This window comes from Nocardiopsis endophytica, from assembly GCF_027706725.1.
GTDB lineage: Bacteria > Actinomycetota > Actinomycetes > Streptosporangiales > Streptosporangiaceae > Nocardiopsis_A > Nocardiopsis_A endophytica.
Window position 1 is genome coordinate 52,419 of record NZ_JAQFWQ010000038.1, and the last position, 7,503, is coordinate 59,921.

The window sequence follows — 7,503 nt, forward strand, 5'->3', positions numbered from 1 at the left end:
TCAAGAGTGGTTCGCCGCCGCCGTCTGCAGTGGAGGGTTGATCCGGGTCGGTGCCCTATTCGAACTGCGGAATCACTGAACCGGTGCCGGGCGGGCGGCTGGATTCTCGTGGAATGCTTGACATGCGACCTGTGACGTGGCTTACCGTTTCTTGTATGCCAGCACCCCACGGCGAGCGGCTTGTACGGCAGCGCGGCTCGGGGCCCCCGACTCAGGGAGTGTCATGTCCAGACAGCTACAAGGGGCTTCGGAACCGAACCCCACGGCGGCACCGGGGAATGGGCCCCCGGACGGGGGCGGTCCCGGGAGCCGGGCCGCCGGACCCGGCCGGCGCCACAGTGCGGGTCGGCTCGGCTCCGTCTTCTGGGCGTCGGTCGCGGTCGCGGCGGTCTTCATCGCCTGGGCGACCCTGTTCACCGAGAACCTCAACAGCGTCACGGAGTCGTCGCTGAACTGGGTCACCTCGTCGTTCGGCTGGAGCTACCTGCTCGTCACCCTCGCCATCCTCGTCTTCCTGGTGTTCCTCGCCTTCAGCCCCGCGGGCCGCATCCGGCTCGGCAAGGACACCGACCGGCCCGAGTTCTCCACCCCGGCCTGGCTCGCGATGCTCCTCGGCGCCGTGATGGGCATCGGGCTGATCTCGTACGGGGTCGCCGAGCCCATCTCGCACCTGGCGGATCCGCCCCACGGGCTCGCCGAGCCGAACACCCCCGAGGCGGCGGTGCGCGCGCTGCAGTACTCCTACTTCGACTGGGGCCTGCACGCCTGGGGCGTCTTCGCCGTGTTCGGCCTCGCGATCGCCTACTCGACCTACCGCAAGGGGCGCCGCCCCCTGGTGAGCCAGCTGTTCACCCCGCTGCTCGGAGACAGGGCCGACGGCCCGATCGGCAAGGTGATCGACGTCCTGGCGGTGTTCGCGACGCTCTTCGGCACGGCCACGTCCCTGGGGCTGGGGGCGCTCCAGATCAACAACGGGCTGGGCCGGCTCCTCGGGATCCCCGTCGGCTCCACCGCCCAGGTGCTCATCGTCGCGGCCATCACCGCCGTGTTCACCGTGTCGGCCGTCAGCGGCATCGACCGGGGCATCAAGATGCTGAGCTATACCAGCGGCACCCTGGCCATCGCGATGTTCGTGTTCATGATGATCGTCGGCCCGACCGTGTTCATCGCCAACCTCTACATCGAGTCGATCGGCGTGTGGGCCGGCGACTTCTTCCGGATGAGCCTGCAGGGCACCGCCTTCGGCGGGCTGGAGTGGATGCAGTGGTGGACCTATTTCATGCTGGCCTGGTGGGTGGCCTGGGGCGCGTTCGTCGGCATCTTCCTCGCCCGCATCTCCCGCGGCCGCACGATCCGCGGCTTCATCACCGGCGTCCTGACCGTGCCCAGCCTCGCGTTCTTCACCTGGTTCGCCGTGTTCGGCGGCTCGGCCATCCACGTGGACCTGTTCCGGGGCGGGGACATCGCCGACCAGACCGCGGCCGACTTCGGGAACGCGTTCTTCGCGACGCTCGAGCACTACCCCCTGCCCGCGGCCACCTCGGCGATCGCCGTCCTGCTCGCGGTGATCTTCTTCGTGACCAGCGCGGACTCCAACACCTACGTGCTGGGCTCGATGACCTCCGACGGCTCGCTCGCCCCGCGCCGCCCCGTCCTCGTCCTGTGGGGCGTCCTCACCGGCGGCACCGCGGTCACGCTGATGCTCGCCGACGGGCTCGACGCGCTCCAGAACACCGTGATCGTCACCTCGCTGCCCTTCCTGGTGATCATCGCCGGCGTCGCGGTGTCCTTCTGGAAGGACCTGGCGGCGGACCTGCGGGGCGGTCCCGCAGCCCCGCCCGGCACGACCACCGGGACGACTCCCGGACCGACCACCGACACGGCTGAGGAGGCCGAGACCGATGCCGCACACTGACCCCCGGCGCGCGCAGATCGAGAAGGTCTGGGCGGCGGCGTGGAACCACGGCGACGTCGACGCGCTCGACGAGCTGCTCGCCGGCGGCTACCTGCGCCACGGCCGGGAACCGCACCCCCAGGACCTGCCCGCGTTCAAGGCGTCGATCACGGCCACCCGTTCGGCGTTCCCCGACCTGGCCACCGTGCTCGACGACATCGTCATCGAGGGCGACCGGGCCGCGATCCGCTGGCACAGCACCGGCACCCATGAGGGATCGCTCCTGGGTGTGCCCGCCACGCGGCGGCGCGTCGAGGTCGCCGGGGCGACCTTCGCGCGCTTCGACGGAGGGCTCATCGCCGAGGAGCACGTGACCTGGGACCCCCGGACCCTGCTCGCGGCGCTGGGGATCATCGCCGTCGGACAGGACTGATCAGCGGTACGACAAGGAGCACCCTCATGCCCACGCTTCCGGCGACCCCCGACACCGACCTGATGAAGCAGGTCAACCGGCGCTTCGTCACGGGCGTCACCGTCGTGACCGCCCTGGACGACGGCACCCCTAAGGGCCTGGCGGTCAACGCCTTCGCCAGCATCTCCCTGGAGCCGCCGACGGTCATGGTGTGCGTCCAGCGGTCCTCCTCCACCCACGACTGCCTCTTTCGGACCGGCCACATGGCGATCAACATCCTGTCGACGGCCCAGCTCGACGTGGTCCGGCGCTTCGCGGCCAAGTCCGACGACAAGTTCAGCGGGCTCGACTGGACGCACGGACCCCACGGAAGCCCGCTGATCGCGCGCAGCGCCGCGCAGATGGAGACCGAGATCCGCGAACGGCTCCAGGCCAGCACGCACACGGTGTTCATCTGCCGGGTGGTCCACGCCGCCGTCGCCGACGACGCCCCGATGGTCTACAGCGCGGGCGGATTCGTCGACGGTGGAGCGCTCCCGCCTTTGGGATGATCGGCCCTACGACCGCGACAGCGAGGAGCAGTCCAGTGACCGAAGAAGCGGGCGGTTCGACCACCATGTCGATCCAGGCCAAGGTCATCGCCGAGATGCGCGCGCGCATCATCAGCGGTGAGGTCGACCCGGGCGCGCCGCTCTCGGAGCTCGCTCTGGCCGACGAGTTCGGCGTCAGCCGCACCCCGGTCCGCGAGGCGTTCAAGCAGCTCCAGACCGAAGGCCTCGTGGAGATCCGGCCACGGGTGGGGACCTTCGTCACCACCCCGTCCCGGCGCGAGATCACCGAGCTCTTCGAGATGAAGGAGCTCCTCGAGGGCGCCGCCGCCCGCCTCCTGGCCCAACGGGGCCGGGTCCCCGAGATCGACCGCCTCCGGCGCAACCTCGAAGAGGCCGACGCGGCCGTGGCCCGCGACGACCGCGAGCACTACGCGGAGCTGGTCGGGGAGTTCCACGACCTCCTGATCACCGGAGCCGACAACAGCAAACTCGAGGCGCATTACAAGACCCTGATGAACCAGCTGGCCTACCCCCGGCTGGTGAAGACCTCCCTTGACCAGCCCGGGCGCCCGCTGCAGTCCGACCGCGAGCACCACCTGGTGCTCGAACTGATCGTCCAGAAGGACGGCGACAGCGCCGAACAGGTCATGCGCGAACACGTCCGGGCCAGCCGCCGCGCCCTCATGGCCGGCCTCCCGGTCCCCGGCCGCGGACCGCTGACCGACCCCACAGGGGCCTGACCGGGCGATCGGCCGCCCGCCGCCATGGACGCGGCGGCCGTGTGCCGTGGAAACGGGATCATGGTGTCCTCGTGTGGTCACCGATGTTCAGGAGTCTCGTTGTCCGATCTGTCAGCGCCCGATGGGGGCGGCGATGCCGCCACCGGTGATCCGGGAGGCCGGGACCCCTTCGTGGTGTTCTGGAGTGAGCGCCGCCTGTGCACGCTGGCCTCGTTGCGCGCGGACGGGAGCATCCACCAGGTTCCGGTGGGGGCGACCTATGACCCCGAGCGGTACTTGGCGCGGGTGATCTCCTCCGGGTCCAGTTACAAGGCGCGCAACCTGGCGGCGCGGCCGGGGACGCGGGTGTCGGTGTGCCAGGTGGAGGGGCGCTGGTGGTCGACGCTGGAGGGCACCGCCACGGTCACCTCCGACCCGGAGGCGGTCGCCGAGGCGGAGCGCCGCTACGCCCTGCGGTACCGGCGCCCGCGGCCCAACCCCGACCGCGTGGTGATCGAGATCAAGGTCGACCGGGTCCTGGGCAACGTGCGCCCGGGGAGACCGTAGGGCTCCCGACCGGAACCGAGCGCGGATCCCCGGGCCGCATGCGCGGACGCATCCCGCGCGTGTAGGCCGGGCGGTCACGTCCCGGCGTCGTGGGAACGGAGCCCGAGCCCCTACTCTGGCTGGACGCGTCAAGGAGGGGCAGATGGCCGATACCGCCGACACTGGTCGCCGATCGACTGAGCCCACCCGGCGGTCCGCCCGACTTCCGGCTCTGGTCCGCTGCCGGCGCTACCTCCGGTTCCCGCGCAGGTGTTCGCGGCTGGACGGCAGGAGCAACAGGGCCACAACGGTCAGCGGGAGGAGCATCCCCACCAGGCCCATGGGTTCACCCAGGCCGATGCGGGCCATCTGGGTGAAGAAGACCAGGGCCAGCAGGACGTGCAGGCCGACCGCCCCGCCGAGCGCGAAGCGGGGCAGGCGGACCGCGCACAGGGCGCAGAGCGCCGCGATCACGGCGTAGGGCAGTGCCGTACCGAGGCCGAGGAATCCGCCCGCGATGAGGAGGATCTGCAGCGACGACGCCGAGAAGAGGGCCGCCATGACCCACAGGACGACGCGCGCCGCGGTCAAGGGGGCAGGGTTCGGGGAGCGCAACGGTTCTCGCTTTCCACCACCTCCCCTCCCCTGCGGGGGCAGGGAGGAGGGTTCTCAGCCGGGGGTAGGGGGTCAGGTCCGGAAGTCGACGGGCAGTCCCTCGATCACCGGCGTGAACTTCCCGTCGACCCCGCCGTCCTGGGTGACGGTCCCCTTCCACCGCTCGACCTTGTCCGCGCGCTGCACGTAGAGGGTGACCTGGTGGCCCTTGCGGGTCTCCTTCACCGCCGGGGGCTTGACCTTCTGCTTGAGCTGCTCCTCGGCCGCGGAGGTGTCGCTCGCCAGCCGGGAGAGCAGCGCGTCCTCCGGTGACTCCAGCACGACCTGGTGCCTGCCCAGGGCGCGGGTCTTGTCCAGGAAGAACTCGGCGGTCGCCAGGGCGTCATCGGCCGACTCCACCCGCACCCCGGCCGCTCGGGCGAACTCCTGGTAGGCGGCGGGGTCGGCGGACAGGACCATCGCCTCCCCCTCCGGGCCGACCACCGCGTACACGGCGGCCCCGTGCGCGTTCGCGGTGTCCTGGAACAGCAGCAGCGTCCAGTCCTCGGGGACGGTCCCGTCCTCCACGGCCGAGGCGGTCATCGCGTCGGCGGAGGCGATGCGCACCGCTAGGTCGGCGTCGCCCGGCCCATCGGCCTCCCAGAGTGCTTCGACGAGGAGCCGCCGCTCGTCCGCCATCGGCGCGGCCTCGGAGACGTCGGGCGGGGGCGAGGCCGAGGCGTCGGGGCTGGGCACGGCGGGAGCTCCTTCGTCGGCGGTGGGGGAGGGGGTGCAGGCGGCGAGCAGCACCGCGGTGAGCAGGACGAGAATCAGGGGCGGCCCGGACCGGTGTCCGCCGGCGCGCCGGGCGGGTTCATCCACCATTGACCGAATCCCAGAAGTTTCCGTAGTAGTCCCGGTACGGGGTCCCGTCGACCGAGTTGATCATGTTACCGATCTCCTGCGCGAGATCGTCCCGGGCCGCGGCGGCGGCGATCGTCTCCGCGGCGGCGCCCGGCGCCCCGTTGTCCTCGTAGTACCCCAACCAATGCAGGTACCGGTCGTTGTAGTACTCCTCCCTCGGGTCGAGCGGGATGTCGTGCCCCTGGGAGCGCAGCTCCTCCGCGGCCTGGAACTCGCTGATCTGCGAGTCCGCCTCGTTCTCGAGCTGGTTCTGCACGTAGTCGTCGCGGCTGTGGCCGACGGGCGGAAAGTTCTCGTTCCCGTGCTCCCTGCGCGCGTGCGCGGCCTCGTGCACCAGGGTGAGCACCGAATCGGGCCGGTCGAGGAAGTTCCGCCCGATCGTGATGGTGTCGGTGGCCGGGTCGTACTGGGCGGTCCCGTCCATCCTCGGGTCGGGGGAGAACTCGATCTCCGTTCCGTTCCTGTTCAGCGACCCGTTGAGCTCCCTGCCGATGGGGATCTCCAGCATCTGCTCGACCGCGCGGGCCCCGTGCACCTCCAGCGCGGCCTGGTCGGCCTCGCGGCGGTCCCGCTCCGCTTGGTCCTGGAGGTCGAGGTCGTCCGGGTTCTCCCGGGCAGCGGCCTCGCTGTCCTGGGCGACCTGTTCGGCCAGTTCGGCGTTGCGCTCGGCGGAGGAGACGTCTCCCCGCCGCGCGGCCTCGGCGGCGTCGGCCCGGTAGTCGCCCGCGGGCCGGTCCGGCGTGGGCCTGCGGTCCGGGAGCAGGCGGAGCGGACCCAGCCCGAAGATGCTGGACGCCCCCAGGATGATGCCGCGTCCCACCGCCCTGGTCTCGTCCCCGTTGGACCAGTCCTCCTGTGGCCCGTCGGTGAACTCGTTCCAGCTCTCCTCCGCGGCTCCCAGAGGATCGGTGAACAGCATCTCCGCCGATTCGCCGACCCCCGACCAGGTGCCCCGGAACTCCTCGTTGGAGCAGATGTGGACGAGGCAGCCGGTCCCCCGGACGCCATCCCATGCGTCCGTTACGAGGTCGCTCGTCTCCGACGCCGCGCCCTGCCCCAGGTCGCAGGCCACCTGGAAGATCCCGCACTCGTAGGACTCCCGAGGGGCAGGGGACACCGGACCGGCCATCGGTGTTCCGGTGCCCTCCGGTTCCGGGGCGTCGGTCCCGCCGCCTGTCTCCACGCAGTCATCGGATCTCCGCTCGACGCAGTCCACGCCGGTGGAGAACAACCGGCCGACCCGGTCGTCGAGATTGATGATTCCGATGGTGGCGACCAGTGCCGCCACGAGCAGGACGACCGCGGCGTACTCGGTCAGGCCTGCACCCTTGTCGGGGGCATGGATCCGGCGCAGCACAGGCCTCTCCGGGGGATATGAAGATGGGGGCCGCAATGCTACCGATGGAGATCATCCCAGCGCTTGGGCCCAGGGGCCCCAAAGGGCCCACTCTCCGCACAGCGGCGTCGCCCCGGAGCGGTGAGTACTACCGTGCCCTGTATACAAGAAGGGCCTCGTGATGGTGCCGGAGGAAGATCGTCTCCTCTATGTCTCCATCAATGGGCCCAAACGACCGCAGGCCGGGACCGTTGAACGGTCCCGGCCTGCGGGAATGCGCGTGGGCGATACAGGATTCGAACCTGTGACCTCTACCGTGTCAAGGTAGCGCTCTAACCAACTGAGCTAACCGCCCGTGGAGGCGGAGACGGGAATCGAACCCGTGTACAGGGATTTGCAGTCCCTTGCCTAAGCCACTCGGCCACTCCGCCATGAGCCGTGCGGCGTTTCGAGTGCCCCATACGGCTTCTCCGAGCGGACGACGGGATTCGAACCCGCGACCCTCACCTTGGCAAGGTGATGCTCTA

Annotated in this window: 8 protein-coding genes and 2 tRNA genes; 5 read left to right on the plus strand and 5 right to left on the minus strand. The window is 70.4% G+C overall.

All coding sequences use genetic code 11. The features are described 5' to 3' along the window. Window positions 1–223: 223 nt before the first annotated feature. From O4J56_RS14925 to O4J56_RS14945, 5 genes are all read left to right on the plus strand, one after another. Window positions 224–1,915: a BCCT family transporter gene (locus O4J56_RS14925; protein WP_270686388.1), complete on the plus strand. Its 1,692-nt coding sequence runs from the start codon at window positions 224–226 to the stop codon at window positions 1,913–1,915. Then, the gene (locus O4J56_RS14930; protein ID WP_270686389.1) at window positions 1,902–2,327 is read left to right on the plus strand and encodes an ester cyclase; all 426 of its coding nucleotides are present in this window, start codon (window positions 1,902–1,904) and stop codon (window positions 2,325–2,327) included. Before O4J56_RS14925 ends, O4J56_RS14930 begins: the two co-directional genes overlap by 14 nt. 26 nt (window positions 2,328–2,353) lie before the next feature. Further along, a complete protein-coding gene (locus O4J56_RS14935; RefSeq protein ID WP_270686390.1) occupies window positions 2,354–2,857 on the plus strand; it encodes a flavin reductase family protein in 504 nt (167 codons plus the stop codon). Between the two features lie 35 nt (window positions 2,858–2,892). Beyond that, a complete protein-coding gene (locus O4J56_RS14940) occupies window positions 2,893–3,597 on the plus strand; it encodes a GntR family transcriptional regulator (protein ID WP_270686391.1) in 705 nt (234 codons plus the stop codon). Window positions 3,598–3,705: 108 nt separating this feature from the next. Beyond that, on the plus strand, window positions 3,706–4,143 hold the full coding sequence (locus tag O4J56_RS14945) for a TIGR03618 family F420-dependent PPOX class oxidoreductase (RefSeq protein ID WP_270686395.1): 438 nt from the start codon (window positions 3,706–3,708) through the stop codon (window positions 4,141–4,143). Between the two features lie 228 nt (window positions 4,144–4,371). Here O4J56_RS14945 and O4J56_RS14950 read toward each other — a convergent pair whose 3' ends face one another. From O4J56_RS14950 to O4J56_RS14970, 5 genes are all read right to left on the minus strand, one after another. Then, window positions 4,372–4,713, minus strand: coding sequence for a hypothetical protein (locus O4J56_RS14950; protein WP_270686392.1), 342 nt, complete (start codon window positions 4,711–4,713; stop codon window positions 4,372–4,374). 96 nt (window positions 4,714–4,809) lie between these two features. Next, complete coding sequence (locus tag O4J56_RS14955; protein WP_270686393.1) at window positions 4,810–5,601, minus strand: hypothetical protein; 792 nt, start codon at window positions 5,599–5,601, stop codon at window positions 4,810–4,812. Then, window positions 5,591–6,997: a DUF6782 family putative metallopeptidase gene (locus O4J56_RS14960; RefSeq protein ID WP_270686394.1), complete on the minus strand. Its 1,407-nt coding sequence runs from the start codon at window positions 6,995–6,997 to the stop codon at window positions 5,591–5,593. Before O4J56_RS14960 ends, O4J56_RS14955 begins: the two co-directional genes overlap by 11 nt. Window positions 6,998–7,257: 260 nt before the next feature. After that, window positions 7,258–7,331 (minus strand) — tRNA-Val (locus O4J56_RS14965). Window position 7,332: 1 nt separating this feature from the next. After that, window positions 7,333–7,407 (minus strand) — tRNA-Cys (locus O4J56_RS14970). Window positions 7,408–7,503: the final 96 nt, after the last annotated feature.

Bases quoted from the DNA above. Each gene is read 5' to 3' on its own strand.
- O4J56_RS14925 (WP_270686388.1), top strand. From the start codon at position 224: ATGTCCAGACAGCTACAAGGGGCTTCGGAACCGAACCCCACGGCGGCA.
- O4J56_RS14930 (WP_270686389.1), top strand. From the start codon at position 1,902: ATGCCGCACACTGACCCCCGGCGCGCGCAGATCGAGAAGGTCTGGGCG.
- O4J56_RS14935 (WP_270686390.1), top strand. From the start codon at position 2,354: ATGCCCACGCTTCCGGCGACCCCCGACACCGACCTGATGAAGCAGGTC.
- O4J56_RS14955 (WP_270686393.1), bottom strand. From the start codon at position 5,601: ATGGTGGATGAACCCGCCCGGCGCGCCGGCGGACACCGGTCCGGGCCG.